The organism is Arthrobacter sp. TmT3-37 (assembly GCF_054510835.1).
This window is the reverse complement of sequence record NZ_JBTNDU010000013.1, coordinates 26,955-50,572: the sequence shown is the minus strand read 5'-3', so window position 1 is coordinate 50,572 and position 23,618 is coordinate 26,955. Positions and strand designations below refer to the sequence as shown.

Below are 23,618 nucleotides of genomic sequence, written 5' to 3'. Positions count from 1 at the left end.
CTCGGAGGACCGGCCCTCCTGTGGACGCGCGCCCTCAGGAGGGGCGGGGACGGCTGTGGGACCATGGCGGGATGCACACGAAGCCCGCGCGGCGGTTGACCGGGATCGATGCGGCCCGGGGCGTGGCGCTCTTCGGCATGATGAGCACGCACGTCCTCCCCCTGTACACACCGGGCACCACCGAGGCCACCTGGACCGCCCTGCTCTTCTCGGGCCGCGCCTCGGGGCTCTTCGCCGTCGTCGCCGGCATCGGGCTCGCGCTCCTGACGGGTGGGAGCACCCCGCACCGCGACCGCACGCTGTCGGCCGACCGCCGGGGCATCGCGGTGCGCGCCGTGGTCATCGCGCTGATCGGGCTCGTGCTCGGCGGGGTCGAGACCAATATCGCCATCATCCTGTTCCACTACGGCGTGCTGTTCCTGGCGGCGCTGCCCTTCACCGGCCTCCGCGCCGGACCGCTCGCCGCGTGGGCCGCGGGCTGGCTGGTGCTGGCTCCCGTCGCGGCCTACCTGCTGCGGCCCGTGGTGGCCGCCGGCGTGGAACCGGACTCCCTCGGCGGCAACCCCGTGTTCGACTCCTTCCTCGTGCCGCAGACGCTGGCCGCCGACATCTTCCTGACGGGCTACTACCCGGTGCTGCAGTGGCTCGGCTTCCTCCTCGTGGGCATGACGCTCGGGCGACTCGACCTGTCGCGGCTCGGGGTCCAGCTGGGGCTCCTCGGCGCCGGCGTCGCCGCAGCGGTCGGGGCGAAGCTCCTCAGCGCCCAGCTCCTCGGGCCGGGCGGCGGCCTCGCGGCGCTCCTCGGGACGCCGGACGGGAGCCGCTACCCGCTGGAGGCGATGCTCGACGTCGGGCTGGCCGGCGTGGAGCAGTCCGGCTCCTGGTGGTGGCTCGCGGTCAGCGCACCGCACTCGGGCGCGACCCTCGACCTGGTGCACGTCGCGGGGTCCGCGGCGGCCGTCGTCGCGGCGTGCCTGCTGCTGACGCGGCGCTTCCCCTCCGCGCTCCTGCCGCTGTCGGCGCCGGGGGCCATGACCCTGACCCTGTACAGCCTGCACATCTGCGTCATGAGCTGGGCGGACCAGCTGGCCCCCCTGCCTGATCCGACGCAGCTCTACTGGCTGCAGGTGATCGCTGCGGTGGCGATCGGCATCCTCTTCCACCGCATCCGCTCCCGCGGCCCGCTGGAGCTGCTGGCGTCCGGCGCCGCGAACGCCGCCCGGGACGGCTCGGCCGCCGCCCGGCGGTAGCCGGACGTGCGGGCCCGCTGCTATCGGGCGGAGCCTGCTCCGTGCTGCGCGTACAGCTTCGCGGCGTCGCGCATCGCCCGCCGGGCACGCTTCCGGTCGCCCGCGGCATCATAGGCGCAGGAGAGCCTGAACCAGCTGCGCCAGTTGTCGGGATCAGCCTCCGTCTCGGCCTGGTAGGCGGGGAACGCCTCGTCCGCGGCGGCCCGCACGATCCGGCCCGCCGGGGTCCTCGGCAGGTCGTCCACGGGCAGGCCGCCCTCGTCGTCGAGCTGCCGCGCCATGCGCTGCGTCTGGGCGCCGAAGAGCAGTTCGCGGATCAGTGCCCAGGCGCCGATGCAGGGCAGGAGCAGGTATCCCGCTCCGATCGCCTTGGACACGGGCTCCGGGTCGCCCAGCAGCAGGATGCTGCGCTGGAAGGCGACGACGAGCCAGAAGACGAGCAGCACCGTGACGAGCAGGACGCCGAGCTTGACCCTGTGCTCCCGGTAGAACCCGACGGCCCTCATCGGCCGGTCCCGCCGGTCTGCAGGTCCAGGTAGCCGTCCAGCCCGACCGTGAGGCCCGGATGCTGCGCCACCGAGCGGATGCCGAGGAGGACGCCGGGCATGAACGACGCCCGGTCGAAGGAGTCGTGCCGGATGGTGAGCTGCTCCCCCGGGCTCCCGAGCAGCACCTCCTGGTGCGCCGTCAGCCCGCGCAGGCGCACCGAATGGACCGGCACGCCGTCGACGCGTGCCCCGCGGGCGCCGTCGAGCTGGTCCCGCGTGGCGTCCGGACCGGCCGGGACGTTCGCGGCGGCCCGGGCCCGGGCGACGAGCTGCGCCGTCCGCACCGCCGTCCCGGACGGGGCGTCCGCCTTGTCCGGGTGGTGCAGCTCGATGATCTCGACCGACTCGAAGTAGCGTGCCGCGGTGGCTGCGAAGGCCGTGGCGAGCACGGAGCCCAGTGCGAAGTTCGGGGCGATCAGCACGCCGGTGCCGGCAGAGCCCGCGAGCAGGGCCTCGAGGCGCTCGAGGCGCTCGGCGGTCCAGCCCGTGGTCCCGACGACGGCGTGCATGCCGTGCTCGACGGCGTAGGCGACGTTGTCGGCCGTGGCCTCCGGAACGGTCAGGTCCACGACGACGCGCGCACCGGCGGAGACGAGGGTGTCGAGCGGGTCGCTGCTGCCGAGGGCTGCGACGAGTTCGAGGTCGGCGGCGGCGTCCACGGCGCGGACGGCCTCCGCGCCCATGCGCCCCCGCGCACCCAGCACGGCCACGGGCAGAAGTTCGGTCATGCCGTCAACACTACTGTTCCGTCCCGGCCCCGACCCATTCCACGGTCCCGTCGGCGAAGAACTGCTCCTTCCAGATGGGGACCCGCTCCTTCACCAGGTCCACGAGGTCGGAGCAGGCCCGGAAGGCCTCACCCCGGTGCGCCGCCCCGACGGCCGCGACGAGCGCCTGGTCGCCGATCGCCAGCGGCCCGACGCGGTGGGCGACCCAGATCCGGATGCCGTCGTGACGGGCTGCGATCTCCTCGGCGACCTCGCGGATGATCCGCTCGGCGCTGGGATGCGCCGAGTAGGCCAGGGACGCCACGTCGCGTCCGCCGTCGTGGTTCCGCACCACGCCGCTGAAGCCGACGACGGCCCCGCAGAGCGGGGAGTCGACGCCCGCGTACGCCTCCTCGGGGGTGATGGGGGTCGCGGCCACGGCTGCGTGGACGACGTCACCGGTGGTCATGGGAGCCCTCCAGCTGGGAGCAGATGTGGTCGATGAGGGGCGAGAGCACGGCGAGCCCGTCGCGGACACCGCCGGGTGATCCCGGCAGGTTGATCACGAAGGTCGATCCCGCGGTGCCGGCCAGTCCGCGGCTGAGGACGGCGGTGGGGACCTTCTCCGAGCCCGCACGACGGATGGCTTCCATGATCCCGGGAAGGCTCCGGGTGAGGTACGGCACGGTCTGCTCCGGGGTGGCGTCGTCGGCGCTCAGCCCCGTGCCGCCGCTCGTGATGAGCACGGCGGGCCGGGCCTCCAGCGCCCTGCCGATGGCCGTTCCCACGGCGTCGCCGTCGGGAACCACCACCGCGTCGGCGACGGCGAACCCGTGGCGGTACAGCCAGTCCGCGATGGCGGGGCCGCACTCGTCCTCGTACGTCCCGGCGGCCGCCCGGGTGGAGGCGACGACGACGGCGGCGAGGCGGAGGGCACTCATGCGGTCCAGTCCCCACTCTTGCCGCCGGACTTGGACAGCACGCGCGTCCCGTTGATCACGGCGTGCTTGTCGACCGCCTTGATCATGTCGTAGAGCGTCAGCGCAGCGACGGACACCGCGGTCAGTGCCTCCATCTCGACGCCCGTGAGCGCCGTGGTCCTGACGAGGGCGGTGATCCGGACGTGCCCGCCGTCGGGCACGAAGTCCACGGTGACCTTGGACAGGGGCAGGGGGTGGCACAGCGGGATCAGCGACGAGGTCTGCTTCGCGGCCATGATGCCTGCGACCCGCGCGACGGCGAGGGCGTCGCCCTTCGGCAGCGCGCCGTCCGTGATGAGCGCGACCACGTCGGGCGTGGTCTCGAGCGTGGCCTCGGCGACGGCCTGCCGGATCGTCGCCTGCTTGCCGGAGACGTCGACCATGTGGGCGGTGCCGTCGGCCCGGACGTGGGACAGCCCGTCCGCGGGGAGGGGTGGGTTCATGGGGAGGTCCTTTCTGCGGATCCCATTCAACCAGTCCCGGCGTGATCCGGGGCCGGCACATCCTCGGTGGCGAAGGGTTCGTCGGGCACGGGGCCGAGCAGGGTGACCTCGACGCGGTCCCCTGCCCGCAGGGACGCGACCCCCTCGGGGACGTGCACGAGGCAGTTCGACGCCGCGAGGGCGTGCAGGAGATGGGACCCGGGTCCGCCGACCAGCACCACCGCGCCGTCGCGGTAGAGTCCGCGCCGCACCTGGTGCTTGGCCTCGGGGCTCACGAGGTCCTCGGCGAGGACGGCCTGCAGCCGCAGGCGCGGCGCCGGGACGCCGGTCAGCCGCCGGAGGGCCGGGCGGAGGAACATCTCGAAGGACACGATGGCGCTGACCGGGTTGCCGGGGAAGCCGAGGAACGGCACGCCGGAGATGGTGCCGTGTGCCTGGGGTCCGCCGGGCTGCATGGCCACCGACGAGAACTCCACGCTGCTGTCGGCCAGCGCCTGCTTCACCACCTCGTAGGCTCCCTGGCTGATACCGCCGGTGCTGAGGACGAGGTTGGTGCTGCCGGCCGGGATCGCGGCGAGGGCGTCCCTCAGGACCGCGGGGTCGTCGCCGACGAGCCGGTGGCGCGCCACGTCCGCGCCGGCCTCGCGGAGCGCCGCCTCGAGCAGCGTCGTGTTGGCGTCGTAGATCGTGCCCGGCGCGAGCGTGGTGCCGGGCTCGGCGACCTCGTCGCCCGTGGACAGGAGCAGCACCCGGAACCGCGGCCGGACGGACACCGAGCCGACCCCGCAGGCTGCGAGGAGCCCCAACTGCGCTGCGCCGAGCAGGCTGCCCGCCCGTAGCGCCACGTCCCCCTCGCCGAGGTCGCTGCCCGCTCGGCGCACGAACTGCCCGTCGGGGATCCCGCGTGGCAGGACCACCGACACCTCCCCGCCTTCGCGGTCCGCGGCGGAGTAGAACTGCGCCGGCTCGGCCCGTTCGATCGGGACGACGGCGGCGGCACCGGCGGGCAGCATGGCACCCGTCATGATCGGCGCGGCCGTCCCGGCCTCCAGCACGGGCGGTACGGAACCGGCGGGGATGGCCTCCGCCACGACGAGCCGGCCCGGGTCGGCGAGGTCGTCGGCGTGGACGGCGTACCCGTCCATCTGCGAGTTGTCGAACGGGGGAAGGCTTACCGGCGCTCGCACGTCCGCGGCCAGCGCCCGCCCGAGGGCCTCGGCGAGGGGAAGGGCGTCGAGCCGGCCGGCGTCGTACCCGCTGCTCCCGCGCAGGAGGCCGGCGACGGCGGCCCGGTGTTCGGCGACGGTTCTTCTCATGCCTGCCTCTCGCGCGCCTCCGGGCCGGTCCCCGCGGGTCGTCGGGGGGAGCTCGGGAGCCTAGGTCACCGTGAACGTTACCGTGTGGAGCCCCTCGGCACCGTCGGGTGCCGGATCGACGGACGCCTCCGACTGGATGCCTCCGTCGCGGTCCACCGCGCGGGCCTGGACCGTGTGCGGACCGGCCGCGAGCTCCAGGGTGGCGGCGTACTGGCACCAGGTGTCGGCGGAGATGGGCCGGGCGAGCGTCGCGGACTGCCAGGCGCCGCCGTCGACCCTCACGTCCACGCCCGCCACTCCCCTGTGCTGTGCCCAGGCGACTCCCCCGACGACCACCGTCCCCGCCGGGATGCTCGCGTTCGGGCGGGGCACGTCGATGCGGGAGGAAGTCTTGACGGGGCCGCGCTCGGACCAGCCGCGCGTGGACCAGTACGCGGCGTCTTCGGCGAAGCGGGTCACCGTCAGCTCCTCCACCCATTTCGTCGCGGACACGAAACCGTAGAGGCCGGGGACGACGAGACGGACGGGGAAGCCGTGCTCGACCGGCAGCGGTTCCCCGTTCATGCCCACGGCGAGCAGGGAGTCCCGTCCGTCCGTCAGGGCCTCGAGCGGGGTGCCCGCCGTGAAGCCGTCCACGCTGCGGGACAGGACCATGTCCGCTCCCGGCCGCACGCCGGCCCGGGCGAGGAGCTCGCCGACCGGCCAGCCGAGCCAGCGCGCGGTGCCCGTCAGGTCGCCGCCCACCGGGTTGGACACGCAGGCCAGAGTGATGTGCCGCTCGACCAGGGGCAGCGCGAGCAGCTCCTCGAGGGTGATCTCGACCTCGCGCTCCACGAGGCCCGTGACCCTCAGCGACCAGCGGGCGGGGTCGACGACGGGTACCACGAGGGCGGTGTCGATGCGGTAGAAGTCGGCGGCGGGTGTGACGAGGGCGCTGATGCCCCGGATCCCCAGGTCGGCCCCGTCCGGCACGAACGAGCCCTCGGCCGGAGGCACCGTCCCCTCCGCCGGATCCGGGAGCGGGATCGATGCGCGCTGCCGTGCGACGTCGGACTGCGACCAGCGCACGTTCGTCGCAGCGCCTCCCGCGGCCACGGCGACGACGGCCGCTCCGCCCGCGCCCTGCAGGAACCGGCGTCGGGCCGGGGCCGTACCCGCTCCGCCGTCGGCCGCGTGCCGCGTCCAGGACCGCAGCGACCGTACGAGGGCGTCGAGGACGAGGAGTGCGATCAGCGCGGCGACCACCGGTGCCGCGAAGGACACGGTGGAGGATTGCGGCCGGGATGCCACCACGGCCACGCCGATCAGCCCGAACCCGAGGACGACCGCCCGGCCCGCGTACGTGCGCCGGTACTCGAGGATGCCGACGGCGAGGGCGATGCCCGTGATCAGGACGCCGATCGTGCCGAGGAGCACAGCCTTGTCCGCGGTGCCGAACAGGGTGATGGCCCAGTCCTTCACGCCCGCCGGCAGTGCATCGATCACGGCCGAGCCGACGGCGCTGACCGGGGTGACGGAGGGACTCAGGGCCGCGGCGGTCAGCTCGCCGCCGATCACCCCCAGCCCGACGGCGAGGACTCCGCAGGCCGCTGCCCAGGTCCGCCGTCGCATCATCGCTGCCTTCCGTCCGTGCCCCGATCGTCCGCGGGCCGGGGCCGATCGCGCGTGACGGCGCTTCACCGCGCAGGGACACCTGCTACACGACCACGGCGAGCCGGGTGTTCCCTCCGCACGGTGTTCCGTCGGAGGGCCCGCCGTACAGGGCCCGGGACCCGCGCGGAAGACCCTGCCCGTCCGACGCTTCCGGTAGGGCCGGGGACGGCGGAGGGCGTACCCTCGTTCCATGGGAATCCAATTGGGCATGCCGGGCTCCGCCCGCGATTCCGTGGCCCGGGGTCTCCTGGACTCCCACGGTCGGCAGGCGACCGACATGCGCCTGTCACTGACGGACAAGTGCAACCTGCGCTGCACCTACTGCATGCCCGCGGAAGGCCTGAACTGGCTGCAGAAGGACCAGGTCCTGTCCCGCGGGGAGATCGTGCGCCTGGTCCGTATCGGCGTGGACCGGCTCGGCATCCGGGAGCTGCGCCTCACCGGCGGCGAGCCGCTCGTCCGTGCGGACCTCCTCGACATCATCCGGGACATCCGCGCCGACCACCCCCAGCTCCCCATCTCGATGACCACCAATGCGCTGGGACTCGATCGCCGTGCCGCTCAGCTGAAGGAGGCAGGGCTCACGCGGATCAACGTCTCCATGGACTCGCTGCATCCGGAGACCTTCGCGCAGCTGACCCGTCGGCCGTTCCTCGACCGCGTGCTGAAGGGTATCGAGGCCGCAGCCGCCGCAGGACTGGGGCTCGTCAAGATCAACGCCGTGCTGATGCGCGGCGTCAACGACCACGAGGCGCCCGACCTCGTGGAGTGGGCCGTGGCCCGCGGCTTCGAGCTGCGGTTCATCGAGCAGATGCCCCTCGACGCGGACCACGGCTGGACGAAGGAGGGCATGGTGACGGCCGCCGAGATGCGGGAGCTCGTCGAGACGCGCTTCGTCCTGACACCCGATCCCCGGAACCGCGACGGCGCCCCCGCCGAACGGTGGGAGGTCCGCTCGAAGGAGTCGCCGGGGGTGGTCCTCGGGACGGTCGGCATCATCGCGTCCGTCACCGAGCCCTTCTGCGCGGACTGCCGCCGGACGCGCGTGACGGCGGAGGGCAAGGTCATGAGCTGCCTCTTCTCCCGCGAGGAGACCGACCTCCGGGACCTCCTGCGCTCGGAAGCCGGCGACGACGCCGTCGCGCAGCGCTGGCGTGACGCCATGTGGCTCAAGCCCAGGGCGCACGGCATGGACCACACCGGACTCGGCGCGGCTGACTTCGTGCAGCCCGACCGCTCGATGAGCGCCATCGGTGGCTGAGGTGCTGGTGAGGTATTTCGGGGCGGCCAGGGCTGCGTCCGGTGTGGATCAGGAGCGCCTGCCCGGTGGGCGGAGCCTCGACGACGTGCTGACCGATCTGCGGCAGCGCCCGGCCGTGCCGGGCAAACCGTCGCTGGCGAAGGTGCTCGACAGGAGCAGCTTCCTCCTCAACGAGGTGGCACTGCGGAACCCCTCGGCCGTCCTGCAGGATGACGACGTGCTCGACATCCTGCCGCCGTTCGCCGGCGGCTAGGACGCGAAGTCCGCCTCCGTGTCGAACGGCCCGACGACGACCGTCGTGCGCGGGGCGGCGGCCAGTTCACGGGCCAGCGCCTCCACCTCGTCCGCCGTCACGGACCGGATGCGGTCGAGGGACGCGTCCATGTCGACGAACTCCCCGGACACCAGTTCCGAGCGGCCCAGCCGGGACATGCGGGAACTGCTGTCCTCGAGAGCCATGACCAGTCCGCCCGAGAGCTGGCCCACGGCCTTGCGCAACTCCTCCGCGTCGATGCCGTCGGCTGCGAGGCGGTCCAGTTCCGACCCGAGGAGGTCGATGACCTGCCCCGTCTTGGCCGGCGAGCACCCGGCGTACATACCGAAGTAGCCGGCGTCGGCGTAGGCGGCCGAGAAGGAGTACGTCGAGTACACGAGCCCGCGCTTCTCACGGATCTCCTGGAACAGCCTCGAGGACATGCCTCCGCCGAGGACGGCGTTCAGGACACTCATAGCGAACCTGCGCTCGTCCGTGGCCGTGATCGACGGGCATCCGATCAGGATGTTGGACTGCTCCACCGCCCGGCGGATCACGTGCACCCCGGTGGCGCCCTGCACCGGCACCTCCGTCGCGGAGCGGCGCGGGACCGGCAGGGCGCCGTCCTCGAGCTGCCACCCGGCCGTCTCCAGCGCCTCCTGCACCAGGCGGCAGACGGTCTCGTGGTCCAGGCCGCCCGCGGCGGTCACCACGAGTTCGGCGGGCGTGTAGTAGCGACGGTAGTGCGCCAGGACGGACTCCCTGGGCACCGCGCGGATGGCGTCGGGGGTACCGCCGATGGGCCGGCCGAGCGGGTGGTCGCCCAGCACCAGCTCGACGAACTTCTCGTGGGCGACGTCGGCCGGGTCGTCGCTGTCCATGGCGATCTCCTCGAGGATGACGTCCCGCTCCTGCTCGAGCTCGTCCGGATCGAGGACGGCCGAGGTGACCATGTCCGCGATGACGTCGATGGCCATGGGCAGGTCGGAGTCGAGGACCCGCGCGTAGTAGCAGGTGTTCTCCTTCGCGGTCGCTGCGTTGGACTCGCCGCCGACCTCGTCGAAGGCCGACGCGATGTCCATGGCACTGCGGCGCTCCGTGCCCTTGAACAGCAGATGCTCCAGGAAATGGGTGGAGCCGTGCTGGCCCTCGGCCTCGTCCCGCGAACCGACGCCGACCCAGAACCCGATGGTCGCCGATCGCTGGCCCGGCATCGCCTCGGTGAGCACGCGGACCCCGCCGGGCAGCACACTGCGCCGGACGACGTTACCGCCCGGATCCCCCGCGACGAAGGTGGGGTCGGGGCCGTCCCCGACGGGCAGGGGCGTCGGCAGGAGCGGAAGGGACACTACGGAGGACAGGGGCATCCTGGTCTTTCTGGGGATTCGGGAAAGGCCCCGGCGCCGACCGACATGGATCGGTCGGCGCCGGGGCCGCGGTCCGCTCAGGACGAGCGGGACGACAGGCTACGCGTCGTCGGCCTCGGCGGCGTCGGGCAGCTCGATGCCGGCGTCCTCGGAGGAGTCCTCCGCCACGACGGGCGAGAGCGACAGCTTGCCGCGGTCGTCGATCTTGGTGATCTCGACCTGGACCTTCTGGCCCACGGACACGACCTCGTCGACGTTGTCGACACGCTTGCCGCCCGCGAGCTTGCGCAGCTCGGAGATGTGCAGCAGGCCGTCCTTGCCCGGCGTCAGCGAGACGAAGGCACCGAAGGTCGTGGTCTTGACGATCGTGCCCAGGTAGCGCTCACCGATCTCGGGGACCTGCGGGTTCGCGATGGCGTTGACCGCCGCGCGCGCCGCCTCGGCCGACTCGCCGTTCGTGGCGCCGATCAGCACGGTGCCGTCGTCCTCGATCGAGATGTCGGCTCCGGTGTCCTCCTGGATCTGGTTGATCATCTTGCCCTTGGGGCCGATGACCTCGCCGATCTTGTCCACGGGGATCTTGACCGAGATGATCCGCGGTGCGAACTCGGAGAGCTCGTCCGGGGTGTCGATCGCGGCCTGCAGGACGCCGAGGATGTGCAGGCGGGCCTCGCGGGCCTGCTTCAGCGCTGCAGCGAGCACGGAGGCGGGGATGCCGTCGAGTTTGGTGTCGAGCTGGATCGCCGTGACGAACTCCGACGTGCCCGCGACCTTGAAGTCCATGTCGCCGAAGGCGTCCTCGGCTCCGAGGATGTCGGTCAGCGCGGCGTAGCGGGTCTGACCGTCGACGACGTCGGACACGAGGCCCATGGCGATGCCCGCGACCGGCGCCCGGAGGGGCACACCGGCGTTGAGCAGCGACAGCGTCGAGGCGCAGACCGAACCCATCGACGTGGAGCCGTTGGAGCTCAGCGCCTCGGAGACCTGGCGGATCGCGTAGGGGAACTCCTCGCGGCTCGGCAGGACGGGCACGAGGGCGCGTTCCGCCAGCGCTCCGTGGCCGATCTCGCGGCGCTTCGGGGAACCGACGCGGCCGGTCTCACCGGTGGAGTAGGGCGGGAAGTTGTAGTTGTGCATGTAGCGCTTGCGCGTGACGGGTGACAGCGAGTCGATCTGCTGCTCCATCTTGAGCATGTTCAGCGTGGTGACGCCCATGATCTGGGTCTCGCCGCGCTCGAAGATGGCGGAGCCGTGCACGCGCGGCAGGACCTCGACCTCGGCGGTGAGCTTGCGGATGTCGCTCAGGCCACGGCCGTCGATGCGGACCTGGTCCTTGAGGATGCGCTGCCGGACGACGGCCTTGTTGAGCGAGCGGAAGGCTGCGGAGAGCTCCTTCTCGCGTCCCTCGAAGGAGCCGCCGAGGGCGTCCATGAGCTCTGCCTTGAGGGCGTCGGTCGCCGTGTTGCGCTCCTGCTTGTCGGCGATCTGGAAGACCTGCGCGAGCTTCTCGGCTCCGGCGGACTCGACGGCCGCGTACACGTCGTCCTGGTAGTCGAGGAAGACCGGGAACTCGACGGTGGGCTTCGCGGCACGTGCCACGAGGTCGGCCTGCGCCTCGCACAGGGCGCGGATGAAGGGCTTCGCGGCCTCGAGGCCGTCGGCGACGATCTCCTCGGTGGGGGCCGTGGCGCCGTTCTCCTTGATGAGGTTCCAGGAGTTGTCGGTGGCCTCGGCCTCGACCATCATGATCGCGACGTCGTCACCGGCGATACGGCCGGCGACCACCATGTCGAAGACCGAGTTCTCGAGCTCGGAGTGCTTCGGGAAGGCGATCCACTGGTCGGTGCCGCTGCCGTCGGACACGAGGGCGACACGCACGCCGCCGATCGGACCCGAGAAGGGCAGGCCGGAGAGCTGCGTCGACATGGACGCGGCGTTGATGGCGACGACGTCGTAGCGGACGTCGGGGTTGATCGCGAGGACGGTCACGACGACCTGGACCTCGTTGCGCAGGCCCTTCACGAATGCGGGGCGGAGCGGGCGGTCCATCAGGCGGCAGGCCAGGATGGCCTCCGTGGAGGGACGGCCCTCGCGGCGGAAGAACGAGCCCGGGATGCGGCCCGCGGCGTACATGCGCTCCTCGACGTCGACCGTCAGGGGGAAGAAGTCGAAGCCCTCGCGGGGCTGCTTGCCGGCCGTGGTGGCCGAGAGCAGGGCGGTGTCCTCGTCGATGTAGACCATGGCGGAGCCGGCGGCCTGCTGGGCGAGGCGTCCGGTCTCGAACCGGACGGTGCGTGTTCCGAAGCGACCGTTGTCGATCACTGCTTCGGCGAACTGGATTTCGGGACCCTCCAAGAGAGTCACCTCCGTTTCTCAGGTATCGGAGGCAATCGGCACCCGTCGTGGTCCCGTCCCTCGTGGACGGTCCACAGCACCCGGTCTTCGATCGAGATCCACGGAAGCCGCATCGTCGGATACGTTCCGGAGACCACTACCGAGGACCGCGAATGCGTGGTGCCGGTTGGCTCCTGTTGTGCGTGGGTATGTCTATGGTGTCAGGTACTGCTGGTTCTGCTCTTCGGTGTCGCGGAAGCGCGCTGCGCCGCCGGGCCCGTACGAGGAAGGCGGCTCCCTCTCCCGGGGAGAGGATGCCGCCTTCCGGTGCTACTTATCGACGCAGACCCAGGCGCTCGATGAGCGACCGGTAACGCGTGATGTCGGTGTCCCGCAGGTAGTCCAGCAGGCGACGGCGGCGACCCACGAGAAGAAGCAGGCCACGACGCGTGTGGTGGTCGTGCTTGTGCATCTTCAGGTGCTCGGTCAGGTCGAGGATACGACGGGAAAGCATCGCGATCTGCACCTCGGGTGAACCGGTGTCACCTTCGGCCAGGGCGTATTCCTTGATGATTTCCTGCTTGATGGCGGCGTCAAGGGCCACGTGTAACTCCTAGAGTTGTACCGTGTACAGGTGCTGAGCATCGCTTGCACGACGACACAGAAAAATCCAGCCACCACGGACTGCAGCCGGATCTGTATCGAGTTTAGCGTCTGGCCTGTTGTTCTGTCGAAAGCAGCCCGCGCGCGCGGTCGACGTCGAGCTTCATCTGCTCGATGAGCGCCTCCGGACCCGTGTAGGCGACCTGCCCCCGCAGCCGCTCCACGAACTCGACGACGATCGACTGCCCGTAGAGGTCGAAGTCCTGGACGCGCTCGGGCGGTCGGTTGATGACGTGTGCCTCGACCTGCCGGTCGACGCCGTCGAAGGTGGGGTTGGACCCGACGGAGATCGCCGCCGGCCACCGCGTGCCCGCCTCGTCGACGAGCCAGCCCGCGTAGATGCCGTCGGCCGGGATGAAGCCCTGGGAGGAGGCGGCGAGGTTCGCCGTCGGATAGCCGAGTTCCCGTCCGCGCGCCGCTCCGTGCACCACCTCGCCGCGCATGCGGTGGTTGCGGCCGAGCACGCGGGTAGCGGTGCCGACGTCCCCGGCCTCGAGCGCTTCGCGCACCCAGGTCGACGAGCACCGCCGGTCGCCGTCGGCGTCCGTCGCGTCCAGCGGGAGGCTCGCGCCGAAGTCGTCGATGACGAGGACTTCGAAGCCCAGCTTCCGGCCGAGCTCGCGCATGGTGCCGAGATCCCCGCTGTTGCCCCTGCCGAAGCGCACGTCGTGGCCGATCACCACGGCCTTGGCCTTCAGTGCCCGGACGAACACGCGTTCGACGAACTCCTCCGGTGAGTTCGCGGCGAGGTCGAGGGTGTAGTGCATCATGAGCAGCGCGTCGATGCCGGTCTCGGCGAGGGTCTCGACCCGGTCGGCGAGACCCATGATCAGCTCGGGTGCCGCATCGGGCCGGTGCACCTGTGCGGGGTGCGGATCGAAGGAGACGACGACGGCGGATGCGTTGCGCTCCCGCGCCGCCTCGACGACCTGCTGCAGGACGCGCTGGTGGCCCCGGTGCACGCCGTCGAAGTTCCCGAGCGTCAGGACGGCGGGCCCGAAATCCGGTGGCACGCTGTCCAGGTCTCTCCAGTAGAACACGCATCTCCTTCGTGGTTCGGCCGATTCCCGCCACCCGGGTCCGGGTCGGTCGCCGCTCCCATTATGGCCGAAAGGACCGGGGCGTACGGCATCGGCCTGCAGGTGGCGGGCGGCTTCCGGCGCTCGTGGGAAGCGGCCCGGCACGCCCTGGGCCGGCCGGGTCAGCCGCGCTGGGCGAACTCCTTCCGGAGGTCGCTCGTCTTGGCGATGTACTTGTGCCAGACGAGCAGGGCCGGCGGGAAGGCCAGCTCGACGACCATCAGGATGATCAGGACGTAGTTCGGGGTGCCGGAGAACGCCCAGGACAGGACCCGTCCGATCCCGCCGACGAAGACCATGAGGCATACCAGCCAGAGCATGTTGGCCCACTGGAACTTGATGGCGATGGTGATGAATGCGGCACCGACACCGACCATCATGGCCGAGAAGAACCGGAACTGGTTCTCGAGCGTCGGGTTGACCGGGTCGGCTTCGGTGTCCGGCAGCCCGGCCGTCCCGAGGATCAGGTAGTAGGCGCCGAATCCGGCGATGACGAGGCCCACCAGGACCACGACGGTCCGGAAGACGTTCCAGTCCCCGCCTGAGGTGCCGGGGGTGCCGGACTTCCTGCCCTTGGCCTTGGGGGCGCTGGAGGGCGTGGACGTCGGGGCTCCCGTACCGGCGGTGCTGTTCCCGGGGGCTGCCGCCCTGGACCGGGGCGCCGGAGCCTCCGCATCCGGGGACCGTCCGCCGGTCCGGGCGGTACCGTCGAGGCGGCGCGCGTCGGGAACCGACGGCCGACCGGCCCCGGCTGACGAGGAGTTGTCGTGCTCGGGGTTGTTGCTGGTCATGACGCTCCCTGGGGGCAGGCTGGATCGGTGCTGTAGCGCCATACTCTCACGGTGGGACCGCGCCGCGGGCCCGGAGGGGCAGGAGCGCCCCTGCGGAGTCAGTCGGCCGTGCGACCCGCCCCGTTCCGGCGCAGCCACAGCAGCCCGAGGATCGGGAGGATCAGCGGGACGAAGCCGTAGCCACGGCCGAACGCCGACCACACGGTCTCGCTCGGGAAGGCCTCGGCATCGACGATGCTGAGGAGGCCGACGGCGACCACGCCGACGAGCTCGGTGGTGACGGCCACGACGGAGACGCGGAAGGCCCTTGCGCCGGGGCGTGCGAGGGACACCGTCGCGACGATGTAGACGACGGCCGCGAGGGCCGAGAGGAGATAGGCGAGCGGCGCCTCGCCGAACTTGGTGGCGATCTGGAAGGCGGCGCGGGCCGTCGCCGCCAGGGCGAAGACCCCGTACACGGCGATGAGCAGGCGACCCGGCCCGGTGGCGCGGCTGGTCCTCCTCGCGTCGTCGGCTGCGTCCGTCGCACCGGCACCCTTCGCGGGCAGGTTGTCGTCGTGTCCAGCCGTCACAGGCCCGCCACCCCGTCCCAGATCTGCTCCATGCGGAACAGCATGACGAAGACCGTCAGCCCGGCGGCGGCCAGGACGAGATTGCTCCAGCGCGTCCGGTCGAGGATGGACCACCAGAACGCGCCCACGGGCACCACGAGCGCCGTGAGGAGGTAGCCCCAGAACTCCCAGGCCTCCCCCAGGACGGGGTCGCCCGTGACCTGGCGGATCCCGGCGCCCACCGAGTAGGCCAGGAGGAACAGCTCGACGGCCGCCACCGAGAGGATGGTGATGTCGTTCGGCGGCTGGCGCAGCAGGGAGGCTCCGACACAGAGGACCGCGGAGACCGAGCAGACGAGGACACCCACGAGGAAGAAGGGATCCACGGCTACTCCTTCCCGCCGGGAGCGAACACGAGGACGGTCCGCGCGGCGCCACCGCGGTTCTCCAGCAGGGCCACGAGCGTGCCGTCCGGGGCGAAGGCGGCGACGGGCGCGTCCTGCTCCGCGTTCGGTGCGATCTTCCGGCCGTGCGAGACGTCCGCGGCCTCGGCGTCCGAGAGCTCCCGCACGGGGAACAGCGCCCGGCCGGCGTCGTCGAGCGACAGGATGCCCAGATCCTCGGCGAGCTGGTCGAGCGTGCGGGCGGAGGCGATGGAGTAGGGCCCGACCCGGGTCCGGCGGAGCGCCGTGAGGTGGCCGCCGACGCCGAGGGCCTCGCCCAGGTCGCGGGCGAGGGCACGGATGTAGGTACCGGAACTGCATTCGACCGTGACGTCGACGTCCTGCAGGCGTCCGCTGCTGACCCTGCGGATCGCGGAGATGTCGAAGCGGTGGATGGTCACGGGACGTGCGGGGAGGTCGACGTTCTCGCCGGAGCGCACGCGGGCGTAGGACCTCTCGCCCTTGACCTTGATGGCGCTGACGCTGCTCGGGACCTGCTGGATCTCGCCCGTCAGGGCGGCCACGGCGGTCCTGATCTCCGCTTCGGTGACGGCCGCCGCGATGCTTCCGCCCGTGACCTCGCCCTCGGCGTCGTCGGTGACGGTGGACTGCCCCAGCCGGATGGTCGCGGTGTAGGTCTTGGAGGTGCCCACGATGAAGGTCAGCAGGCGCGTGGCGCGATTGACGCCGATCACGAGGACTCCGGTGGCCATCGGGTCGAGCGTCCCGGCGTGGCCCACCTTGCGGGTCCCGGCGAGGCGCCGCAGCCGGCCCACGACGTCGTGACTGGTCCAGCCCTGAGGCTTGTCCACGATGATCAGCCCTGAGTGGACCTGCCCGGAATTCACGCCTCCCAGTATATGGGGCACCGCGCGGCCTCCCGGCGCCGCCGCGCTCCGGCCCTACCCCGCGATACGATCCTGCCTATGCCCTCAGCTCCAGCCCACGTGGTGAACGTCCCGGTCAACCAGATCCGCGAGATCACGCAGGCGGCGTGGGCGACGCCCGATTCGATCGTCCTCAGCATCGGCGAACCGGCCTTCCCCGTGGCCCGCCACGTCCTCGAGGCGGCGATGGCGGCACTGGACCGGGACGACACCGACTACACGCCCAACGCCGGCATCGCTCCGGTGCGGGGCGCGTTCGCCGAGCACTTCTCCCGACGGTCCGGCGTCGAGGACGACCCTTCCCGTGTCTTCGTCGTCGCCGGCGCGCAGCAGGGTCTGCATCTGGCACTCAGCACGCTCATCGGCGCCGGCGACGAGGTCCTCCTCCCCGATCCCGGGTATCCGACGTTCACCATGACCGTCGGCCTGCTGGGCGGGGTCCCCGTGCCCTATCCCCTGGTACCGCACCACGGCTTCCAGCCGCGGATCGAGGACCTGCGGCGGCTCGTGTCGGCGCGCACCAGGGTGCTCATGCTCAACTCGCCGTCGAACCCCCTCGGCTCGGTCTTCGGCTCCGACCTGACACGCGACCTCGTGCGCTTCGCCCACGAGAACGATCTGTGGATCATCTCCGACGAGTGCTACGAGGCGTTCACCTACGACGTGCCGCACATCAGCCCCGCGCGTTTCGACGCGGGCGGGCCCGAGGCCGTACCGGAGGCGACCGAGGCACGCGTCATCACCTCCCTCACGCTGTCCAAGACCTACGGCCTGACCGGGCTGCGCATCGGCGCCCTCGTCACGCCGCCCGGGATGGAACCGCTCCTGAACAACGTCATGGAAGCCACCGTGTCCTGCGTGTCCGCGCCGTCCCAGTACGCCGGACTCGCGGCCCTCACCGGCCCGCAGGACTACGTGCACACGGCCCTGGAGCACTACCGCGCCAATCGGGACGCGGCGACGGCGGTCCTCGACGCACTCGGCATCGGCTACCTCGACGCCCGCGGCGCCTTCTACCTGTGGGCCGATCTCTCCCACGCGACGGGAGGCGACGTCCGGGCGTGGACCAGGGCGTTCCTCGCGGACCGGGGCGTCGCGCTGGCACCGGGCACCGCGTTCGGGGCCATGGGCGAGGGCTGGGTGCGGATCGCCCTGTGCGGCAGGACGGACGAACTCGTCGAAGGGCTCTCCCGCCTCCCGGCACCGCAGCGGACCTGACACGGGCCCGACAGGGCCGGAGAACGCGAGAGGCAGCCGACCCGGTGGTCGGCTGCCTCTCGCGCTGCGGTGGGACGGACTAGCGCCCCGTCTCCCCGTCGTCCTCGGAGGTGCGGTACGGATCCGCATCCCCCGCGAAGTCGGCGCCCTGGGCTATCGCCGCCACTTCGGCGTCGCGCTCGCGGGCCTTCTGCAGCAGCTCCTCGAGGTGGCTGGCGTTGACCGGCACCTCGTCGGGGACGAACTCGAGGGTGGGTGTCAGCCGGGCGGTGATGTTCTTCCCGACCTCTGAGCGCAGGACGCCGCGGGCCGATTCGAGCGCCGTCCGGGTGGCCTGCTGCTCGTCCGCGTCGCCGAGCACGGTGTAGTACAGGGTGGCGTGCTGGAGGTCGTTGGTCACACGGGCGTCCGTGATGGTCACGGCTTCCAGCCGGGGGTCCTTCACGCGGCGCCGGAGCGCCTCGGCGACGATGACTTTGATGCGCTGCGCGAGCCGCGCGGCGCGGGCCGGATCTGCCATTGCTATTACTCCTACGAAAGCGGGTGGTATCGGGGGTCCCCATCGTGCGGGCGGGTCCCGGGTGTGCGACGAGCACAGGCGCCCCGGAGAACCGGGGCGCCTGTGCCGACCGACGTGCTAGACGCGGGGCTTCTCCCGCATCTCGAAGGTCTCGATGGTGTCGCCTTCCTTGACGTCGTTGAACGACCCGAGGCCGATACCGCACTCGAAGTCGGTGCGGACCTCGGTGGCGTCGTCCTTGAAGCGCTTGAGCGAGTCCACGGAGAGGTTGTCCCCGATGACCTTGCCGTCGCGCAGGACGCGTGCCCTCGAATTGCGTCGGATGATGCCCGACCGGACGATCGAACCGGCGATGTTGCCGAACTTCGAGGAACGGAACACCTCGCGGACCTCTGCGGTTCCGAGCTGCACCTCCTCGTACTCCGGCTTGAGCATGCCCTTGAGGGCGAGCTCGATGTCGTCGATCGCGGCGTAGATGACCGAGTAGAAGCGCATGTCCACGCCTTCACGCTCGGCGAGGTCCGCCACGCGCTCGGCCGGCTTGACGTTGAAGCCGATGATGATCGCGTTGTCGACCGTGGCCAGGTTGACGTCGTTCTGCGTGATCGCACCGACGCCGCGGTGGATGACGCGCAGCTGCACGCCCTCTCCGACGTCGATCTTGAGCAGCGAGTCCTCCAGGGCCTCGACGGCACCCGAGACGTCACCCTTGAGGATGAGGTTGAGGGTGTCGACCTTGCCCTCGGCGACGGCCTGGTCGAAGTCCTCGAGGCTGATGCGCTTGCGGCGCTTGGCGAGGGCCGCGTTGCGGTCCGCCGCTTCACGCTTCTCGGCGATCTGGCGTCCGGTGCGCTCGTCGTCGGTGACGAAGAACGTGTCACCTGCACGGGGCACGTTGGACAGCCCCAGGACCTGCACCGGACGCGACGGTCCGGCCGTCGTGACGACGTCGCCGTTCTCGTCGAACATCGCACGCACACGGCCGTGGGCCGTACCGGCCACGATCGTGTCCCCGACATGCAGCGTTCCGGACTGGACGAGCACCGTGGCGACCGCACCGCGGCCGCGATCGAGGTTGGCCTCGATCGCGATACCGCGGGCGTCCTTGTTCGGGTTGGCCCGCATGTCCAGCGCGGCGTCCGCGGTGAGCAGGACGGCCTCGAGGAGGTCGTCGATGCCCATGCCCTGGAGCGCCGAGACGTGCACGAACATCGTGTCGCCGCCGTACTCCTCGGGCACCAGGCCGTACTCCGTGAGCTGGCCCTTGACCTTGTCCGGGTTCGCGCCTTCCTTGTCCATCTTGTTGACGGCCACCACGATCGGCACGTTGGCCGCCTGGGCGTGGTTCAGCGCCTCCACGGTCTGCGGCATGACGCCGTCATCCGCTGCGACGACGAGCACCGCGATGTCCGTGACCTTCGCACCACGGGCACGCATGGCGGTGAACGCCTCGTGGCCGGGGGTGTCGATGAAGGTGATGGCACGCGTGGTGTCCTCGTGGACGTGCTGGATCTGGTAGGCGCCGATGTGCTGGGTGATGCCGCCGTGCTCGCCCTCGACGACCTTGGTGTTCCGCACCGCGTCGAGGAGTCGCGTCTTACCGTGGTCGACGTGGCCCATGACCGTGACGACCGGCGGACGTGCCTCGAGCTGCTCGTCACCCTCGGCTTCCAGCTCCGCATCGAAGTCGATGTCGAAGCTGCTGAGGAGCTCGCGCTCCTCGTCCTCGGGCGAGACGACCTGGATCTTGTAACCGAGTTCCGTGCCGAGCACCTCGAAGGTGTCCTCGTCCAGCGACTGGGTCGCCGTGGCCATCTCACCGAGGTGGAACAGCACGGTGACCAGTGCGGCGGGGTTCGCCTCGATCTTGTCGGCGAAGTCCGTGATGGACGAACCGCGGCGCAGCCGGACGATCGTGTTGCCGTCTCCGCGGGGTACGCTCACGCCACCCAGCGAGGGAGCCGACATCTGCTCGAGTTCCTGCCGCTTCGCACGCTTCGACTTGCGCTGCTTGCCGCGACCGGCTCCGCCCTTGCCGAAGGCTCCGGCGGTGCCGCCGCGTCCGCGGCCGCCCTTGCCGAACCCGCCGCCGGCGGGTGCTCCGCTGGGGCTGGCAGGTGCTCCACCGGGTCCGCGGCGCGGACCGGCGCCCGCACCCGGCGCTCCGCGGCCGGGGGCAGCAGGACGTTCGGTGCGGTTCGGCATCATGCCGGGAGTGGGACGTGAGCCCGGGGCTCCGGCGGGACGCGGTGCCCCCGGACGCGGTGCGCCCGGACGGGGTCCACCCGCACCGGCAGCGGGACGGGGTCCGCCCGCACCGGCAGCCGGGCGGGGTCCGCCCGGACCTGCGGCGGGACGCTGCTGTGCATCGTCACGACGACCGGGCCGGGGCATGCCCTGCGACGGTGCGAACGGGTTGTTGCCCGGACGGGGCGGACGCTCCGAGGTGCGGTCGGCCCCTCGGTCGGCCTCTCCGCGACGCGAGCCCATGCCCTGCGACGGTGCGAAGGGGTTGTTGCCCGGACGGGGCGCTCCGCCGGGACGGGCGCCCGACGGGCGGGTTCCGGCGGAGGGAGCCGCCGGAGGGGTGGCCGGCCGCGGGGCCGGACGTGCGCCCGGCGTCGCGCCGTCACCCTGGCTGCCCTGCTGGGCGGGTGCGGGGGTGTCCTGTGCTGCCGGGGCGGGGGTCTCCGCGGGAGCCGAACCGTTCGAGAACGGCGACGGCTGCGGTGCGGCCGGAGTGGCCGGAGCGGCAGGGGTCGACGGCACCGACGGTGCCGAGGGGGCTGCGGGCGCGGCCGGGGCGGGAGCCTCGGGAGCGGCCTGGGCAGCGCCCGGCTTCGGGCCCGACGGCGCGGGGGCCGCTGGGCGTGACGGGGCGGAGGGGGCAGCGGTCTTGGTGCTGCCCGCATCCGGGAATGCGCCGCGAAGCTTCTTCACGACGGGGGCCTCGATGGTGGATGAGGCTGAACGGACGAATTCGCCCAGTTCCTGCAGTTTCGCAACTGCGTCTTTCGAGGTTATACCGAGCTCTTTCGCGAGCTCGTGTACGCGGACCTTGGCCACATTTCTCCTGTCTCGGTCCGCACCGAGTCAGGCACGAACCGTCTATTTCCTACTGCTGATCCCAGTCGCTAGGGCGTCTGGCAGATCGAATGCAGAGCACAACGGATTGATCATCGTTGTGCACTCATCGCTGGGTACTCATCGGGTTTCCATGAGGGTGCTGACCCGCTTTCAGGGAGGACGGTGGTGGATCGGAGCGTTCGTCTCGACGCTCCAGGTATGCCTGGAAGTCCGCTGCCAGCCTGGCAGTGTCCACCGGCCCGCGGAATGCCCGATGAAAGGCTTTCCGCTTGATGGCCGTTTCCATGCATGCCGTGTCGGGGTGCAGCCAAGCTCCCCGCCCGGACAGCCGGCGTCGCTCGTCGAGAACGGCGACATCCTGTCCGCCGATCGGTCGTGCGACGACCCGCATCACGTGTGACTGGCGGTCCCGTCGGCGGCATCCCACGCAGGTGCGTGTCGGATGGGTGTCCTCCGGCTGGTGCCCGGACTCTCCTCGTCGAACAGAGTCTTCCGGGCGCGACTCGACAGCAGTCCCTTCCATTCTACCCCTTCCGGATCTGCCGGCGGACCGGGCCGCCTACGCCTTCGCGGCGGGGGCCGGCTGTGCGGCGTCGGACACGATGTCGATCCGCCAGCCGGTCAGCTTCGCGGCGAGCCGGGCGTTCTGGCCCTCCTTGCCGATCGCGAGGGAGAGCTGGTAGTCCGGCACCACGACGCGGGCGGACCGCGTGGCCTCGTCCGTGATGGTCACGGAGGTGACGCGCGACGGCGAGAGGGAGCTGGCGATGAACGAGGCGGCGTCGTCGTTGTAGTCGACGATGTCGATCTTCTCGTCGTTCAGCTCGTTCATCACCGCCCGCACGCGCGTGCCCATCTCGCCGATGCAGGCACCCTTCGCGTTCACGCCCGGCACGTTGGCCTTCACGGCGATCTTGGTGCGGTGGCCGGCCTCGCGGGCGAGGGCCACGATCTCGACCGTCTTGTCCGCGATCTCGGGGACCTCGAGCTCGAAGAGCTTCCGGACGAGGCCCGGGTGCGAGCGGGACAGGGTGATGGAGGGGCCCTTCATCCCGCGGTGGACGTCGACGACGAAGGCCCGCAGGCGGGTGCCGTGCAGGTACTTCTCCCCCGGCACCTGCTCCGGCGGCGGCAGGACGGCCTCCACCGATCCCAGGTTGACCTGGATCATGTGCGGATTGGTGCCCTGCTGGATCATGCCGGCGACCAGTTCGCCTTCCTTGCCGCGGAACTCACCGAGGATGTTGTCGTCCTCGGCGTCGCGCAGGCGCTGCAGGATGATCTGGCGCGCGGTGCTCGCGGCGATCCGGCCGAAGCCCCCGGGCGTGTCGTCGAACTCGCCGACGGTCTCGCCGTCGTCGTCCTTCTCCGTGGCCCAGATGGTGACGTGTCCGTTGCGGCGGTCCAGCTCGGCGCGCGCCGTCTCGTGCGCGCCTGGCGTGCGGTGGTACGCGATGAGCAGGGCCTGCTCGATGGTGGGGATCAGCTTGTCCAGCGGGATCTCGCGTTCGCGCTCGAGGAGCCTCAGCGCGCTCATATCAATGTCCATGTGGGTCTCCTTACGCGTGGTGCACGGCGCCGGAGATGCCCGGATCGCCCCCATCGCTGTTCTCGTGGTGTTCATCCTCAGGATGCGCGAATTCGACCTGGACGGTCCCCTTGCGGATCTTGGAAAACTCGAGGGCGAGTGGATCGCCCTGCTTCGGCTTCATGCCCTTCTTGACGGGCAGCTGCGGGATCAGCCGTATCCCGGTGGCGGTGACGTCCAGCAGCCGGCCGAGGACGACATCGCCGCTCACCGGTTTGACCTCGACCATGCGGCCCACGTTGCGGCGCCAGTGCCGTGGTTCCGTGAGGGGCCGGGACACGCCGGGCGAGGAGATCTCGAGGCTGTACGGACGGTCGTCGTCCTCGGGGTCACTGTCCATGGCGGCGGAGAGGTCGGTCGAGATGGCCGAGATCACATCGAGCCCGACACTCCCGGAGGCGTCCTCGGGCAGGTCCACGACCACGTGGACGGTGCGGTGGGAACCGGCGACCTTGATGTCGACGTCCTCGAGGTAGAGGTCGTGCTGTTCGACGACGGGCTGCAGCCTGGTCCGCAGGCGTAGCGCTTCGGCCTGCAGTGCGGCCTCGAGGGCCGACTTGCGGGTCGAGGCATGGTTTTCGTTCCCGGACCGGACCGCCATGGCTGCCTCCCACTCGATGATGTTGTCCTCCAAGAGTACCGACATTCGGCGACGCCGGGTGTATGGCAGGGAGAAACC

Annotated in this window: 24 protein-coding genes; 4 read left to right on the top strand and 20 right to left on the bottom strand. The window is 71.1% G+C overall.

Annotated features, from left to right (window positions below):
* Positions 1-71 precede the first annotated feature (71 nt).
* Positions 72-1,250, top strand: coding sequence for a heparan-alpha-glucosaminide N-acetyltransferase domain-containing protein (locus ACX80U_RS14625; RefSeq protein WP_459268956.1), 1,179 nt, complete (start codon positions 72-74; stop codon positions 1,248-1,250).
* A 20-nt stretch (positions 1,251-1,270) separates the two neighbouring features.
* Here the strand turns inward: ACX80U_RS14625 and ACX80U_RS14620 are convergent, their stop codons facing one another.
* From ACX80U_RS14620 to ACX80U_RS14590, 7 genes are read right to left on the bottom strand one after another with little or no spacing between them, the layout of a single operon-like run.
* A complete protein-coding gene (locus ACX80U_RS14620) occupies positions 1,271-1,756 on the bottom strand; it encodes a hypothetical protein (protein WP_459268955.1) in 486 nt (161 codons plus the stop codon).
* On the bottom strand, positions 1,753-2,526 hold the full coding sequence (gene dapB, locus ACX80U_RS14615) for a 4-hydroxy-tetrahydrodipicolinate reductase (RefSeq protein WP_133082215.1): 774 nt from the start codon (positions 2,524-2,526) through the stop codon (positions 1,753-1,755). Before dapB ends, ACX80U_RS14620 begins: the two co-directional genes overlap by 4 nt.
* Positions 2,527-2,536: 10 nt before the next feature.
* The gene (locus tag ACX80U_RS14610) at positions 2,537-2,974 is read right to left on the bottom strand and encodes a molybdenum cofactor biosynthesis protein MoaE (protein WP_208740001.1); all 438 of its coding nucleotides are present in this window, start codon (positions 2,972-2,974) and stop codon (positions 2,537-2,539) included.
* Positions 2,961-3,446, bottom strand: a complete 486-nt coding sequence (locus tag ACX80U_RS14605) for a MogA/MoaB family molybdenum cofactor biosynthesis protein (protein ID WP_459268954.1) — start codon at positions 3,444-3,446, stop codon at positions 2,961-2,963. The genes ACX80U_RS14610 and ACX80U_RS14605 overlap by 14 nt, the downstream gene beginning before the upstream one ends.
* Positions 3,443-3,928: a cyclic pyranopterin monophosphate synthase MoaC gene (moaC, locus tag ACX80U_RS14600; RefSeq protein ID WP_459268953.1), complete on the bottom strand. Its 486-nt coding sequence runs from the start codon at positions 3,926-3,928 to the stop codon at positions 3,443-3,445. The genes ACX80U_RS14605 and moaC overlap by 4 nt, the downstream gene beginning before the upstream one ends.
* Before the next feature lie 26 nt (positions 3,929-3,954).
* Complete coding sequence (locus ACX80U_RS14595) at positions 3,955-5,244, bottom strand: molybdopterin molybdotransferase MoeA (protein WP_459268952.1); 1,290 nt, start codon at positions 5,242-5,244, stop codon at positions 3,955-3,957.
* Positions 5,245-5,304: 60 nt separating this feature from the next.
* Positions 5,305-6,855 (bottom strand): molybdopterin-dependent oxidoreductase, encoded by a 1,551-nt coding sequence (locus ACX80U_RS14590; RefSeq protein WP_459268951.1) that lies wholly within the window; start codon positions 6,853-6,855, stop codon positions 5,305-5,307.
* Positions 6,856-7,087: 232 nt separating this feature from the next.
* Between ACX80U_RS14590 and moaA the strand changes: the two genes are divergently transcribed.
* Both moaA and ACX80U_RS14580 read left to right on the top strand, forming a co-directional pair.
* Entirely contained in the window at positions 7,088-8,158 is a 1,071-nt protein-coding gene (gene moaA / locus ACX80U_RS14585) for a GTP 3',8-cyclase MoaA (RefSeq protein ID WP_133082209.1), read from the top strand.
* Position 8,159: 1 nt separating this feature from the next.
* Complete coding sequence (locus tag ACX80U_RS14580; RefSeq protein WP_133082296.1) at positions 8,160-8,411, top strand: MoaD/ThiS family protein; 252 nt, start codon at positions 8,160-8,162, stop codon at positions 8,409-8,411.
* On the opposite strand, the gene ACX80U_RS14575 is transcribed toward ACX80U_RS14580, so the two are convergent.
* The 8 genes from ACX80U_RS14575 to truB form a co-directional block, all read right to left on the bottom strand.
* Entirely contained in the window at positions 8,408-9,778 is a 1,371-nt protein-coding gene (locus ACX80U_RS14575) for a M16 family metallopeptidase (RefSeq protein WP_459268950.1), read from the bottom strand. The two genes, ACX80U_RS14580 and ACX80U_RS14575, sit on opposite strands and share 4 nt — an antisense overlap.
* 99 nt (positions 9,779-9,877) lie before the next feature.
* Complete coding sequence (locus tag ACX80U_RS14570; protein ID WP_459268949.1) at positions 9,878-12,133, bottom strand: polyribonucleotide nucleotidyltransferase; 2,256 nt, start codon at positions 12,131-12,133, stop codon at positions 9,878-9,880.
* A gap of 313 nt (positions 12,134-12,446) precedes the next feature.
* The gene (gene rpsO, locus ACX80U_RS14565; protein ID WP_087072138.1) at positions 12,447-12,716 is read right to left on the bottom strand and encodes a 30S ribosomal protein S15; all 270 of its coding nucleotides are present in this window, start codon (positions 12,714-12,716) and stop codon (positions 12,447-12,449) included.
* Between the two features lie 103 nt (positions 12,717-12,819).
* Entirely contained in the window at positions 12,820-13,815 is a 996-nt protein-coding gene (locus tag ACX80U_RS14560; protein ID WP_133082206.1) for a bifunctional riboflavin kinase/FAD synthetase, read from the bottom strand.
* 161 nt (positions 13,816-13,976) lie between these two features.
* Positions 13,977-14,645 carry a DUF4345 domain-containing protein gene (locus ACX80U_RS14555; protein WP_459268948.1) on the bottom strand — a complete coding sequence of 223 codons (669 nt, stop codon included), beginning with the start codon at positions 14,643-14,645 and terminating at the stop codon, positions 13,977-13,979.
* A gap of 98 nt (positions 14,646-14,743) precedes the next feature.
* Positions 14,744-15,193, bottom strand: coding sequence for a hypothetical protein (locus ACX80U_RS14550; RefSeq protein WP_459268992.1), 450 nt, complete (start codon positions 15,191-15,193; stop codon positions 14,744-14,746).
* A gap of 20 nt (positions 15,194-15,213) precedes the next feature.
* Positions 15,214-15,582 (bottom strand): hypothetical protein, encoded by a 369-nt coding sequence (locus ACX80U_RS14545; RefSeq protein ID WP_133082204.1) that lies wholly within the window; start codon positions 15,580-15,582, stop codon positions 15,214-15,216.
* A 2-nt stretch (positions 15,583-15,584) separates the two neighbouring features.
* Positions 15,585-16,487, bottom strand: coding sequence for a tRNA pseudouridine(55) synthase TruB (truB, locus tag ACX80U_RS14540; protein ID WP_459268947.1), 903 nt, complete (start codon positions 16,485-16,487; stop codon positions 15,585-15,587).
* A gap of 78 nt (positions 16,488-16,565) precedes the next feature.
* Here truB and ACX80U_RS14535 point away from each other — a divergent pair, with 78 nt between their 5' ends.
* Positions 16,566-17,744 carry a pyridoxal phosphate-dependent aminotransferase gene (locus ACX80U_RS14535; RefSeq protein ID WP_459268946.1) on the top strand — a complete coding sequence of 393 codons (1,179 nt, stop codon included), beginning with the start codon at positions 16,566-16,568 and terminating at the stop codon, positions 17,742-17,744.
* Positions 17,745-17,823: 79 nt separating this feature from the next.
* Here ACX80U_RS14535 and rbfA read toward each other — a convergent pair whose 3' ends face one another.
* From rbfA to ACX80U_RS14510, 5 genes are all read right to left on the bottom strand, one after another.
* Positions 17,824-18,264: a 30S ribosome-binding factor RbfA gene (gene rbfA / locus ACX80U_RS14530; RefSeq protein ID WP_133082202.1), complete on the bottom strand. Its 441-nt coding sequence runs from the start codon at positions 18,262-18,264 to the stop codon at positions 17,824-17,826.
* Positions 18,265-18,381: 117 nt separating this feature from the next.
* Positions 18,382-21,330: a translation initiation factor IF-2 gene (gene infB / locus ACX80U_RS14525; RefSeq protein WP_459268945.1), complete on the bottom strand. Its 2,949-nt coding sequence runs from the start codon at positions 21,328-21,330 to the stop codon at positions 18,382-18,384.
* 124 nt (positions 21,331-21,454) lie between these two features.
* Positions 21,455-21,742, bottom strand: a complete 288-nt coding sequence (locus ACX80U_RS14520) for a YlxR family protein (protein ID WP_432206129.1) — start codon at positions 21,740-21,742, stop codon at positions 21,455-21,457.
* A gap of 168 nt (positions 21,743-21,910) precedes the next feature.
* Positions 21,911-22,900 (bottom strand): transcription termination factor NusA, encoded by a 990-nt coding sequence (gene nusA / locus ACX80U_RS14515; protein ID WP_133082199.1) that lies wholly within the window; start codon positions 22,898-22,900, stop codon positions 21,911-21,913.
* A gap of 10 nt (positions 22,901-22,910) precedes the next feature.
* Positions 22,911-23,585, bottom strand: a complete 675-nt coding sequence (locus ACX80U_RS14510) for a ribosome maturation factor RimP (protein ID WP_459268944.1) — start codon at positions 23,583-23,585, stop codon at positions 22,911-22,913.
* Positions 23,586-23,618: the final 33 nt, after the last annotated feature.

Excerpts from the sequence above, each read along its gene's own strand:
- ACX80U_RS14575 (WP_459268950.1), bottom strand. The coding sequence starts at position 9,778 with ATGCCCCTGTCCTCCGTAGTGTCCCTTCCGCTCCTGCCGACGCCCCTG.
- ACX80U_RS14590 (WP_459268951.1), bottom strand. The coding sequence starts at position 6,855 with ATGCGACGGCGGACCTGGGCAGCGGCCTGCGGAGTCCTCGCCGTCGGG.
- nusA (WP_133082199.1), bottom strand. The coding sequence starts at position 22,900 with ATGGACATTGATATGAGCGCGCTGAGGCTCCTCGAGCGCGAACGCGAG.
- dapB (WP_133082215.1), bottom strand. The coding sequence starts at position 2,526 with ATGACCGAACTTCTGCCCGTGGCCGTGCTGGGTGCGCGGGGGCGCATG.
- ACX80U_RS14595 (WP_459268952.1), bottom strand. The coding sequence starts at position 5,244 with ATGAGAAGAACCGTCGCCGAACACCGGGCCGCCGTCGCCGGCCTCCTG.
- ACX80U_RS14535 (WP_459268946.1), top strand. The coding sequence starts at position 16,566 with ATGCCCTCAGCTCCAGCCCACGTGGTGAACGTCCCGGTCAACCAGATC.
- moaA (WP_133082209.1), top strand. The coding sequence starts at position 7,088 with ATGGGAATCCAATTGGGCATGCCGGGCTCCGCCCGCGATTCCGTGGCC.
- ACX80U_RS14605 (WP_459268954.1), bottom strand. The coding sequence starts at position 3,446 with ATGAGTGCCCTCCGCCTCGCCGCCGTCGTCGTCGCCTCCACCCGGGCG.
- rbfA (WP_133082202.1), bottom strand. The coding sequence starts at position 18,264 with ATGGCAGATCCGGCCCGCGCCGCGCGGCTCGCGCAGCGCATCAAAGTC.
- ACX80U_RS14520 (WP_432206129.1), bottom strand. The coding sequence starts at position 21,742 with ATGCGGGTCGTCGCACGACCGATCGGCGGACAGGATGTCGCCGTTCTC.
- ACX80U_RS14625 (WP_459268956.1), top strand. The coding sequence starts at position 72 with ATGCACACGAAGCCCGCGCGGCGGTTGACCGGGATCGATGCGGCCCGG.
- ACX80U_RS14610 (WP_208740001.1), bottom strand. The coding sequence starts at position 2,974 with ATGACCACCGGTGACGTCGTCCACGCAGCCGTGGCCGCGACCCCCATC.
- moaC (WP_459268953.1), bottom strand. The coding sequence starts at position 3,928 with ATGAACCCACCCCTCCCCGCGGACGGGCTGTCCCACGTCCGGGCCGAC.
- ACX80U_RS14555 (WP_459268948.1), bottom strand. The coding sequence starts at position 14,645 with ATGACCAGCAACAACCCCGAGCACGACAACTCCTCGTCAGCCGGGGCC.
- ACX80U_RS14510 (WP_459268944.1), bottom strand. The coding sequence starts at position 23,585 with ATGTCGGTACTCTTGGAGGACAACATCATCGAGTGGGAGGCAGCCATG.
- ACX80U_RS14620 (WP_459268955.1), bottom strand. The coding sequence starts at position 1,756 with ATGAGGGCCGTCGGGTTCTACCGGGAGCACAGGGTCAAGCTCGGCGTC.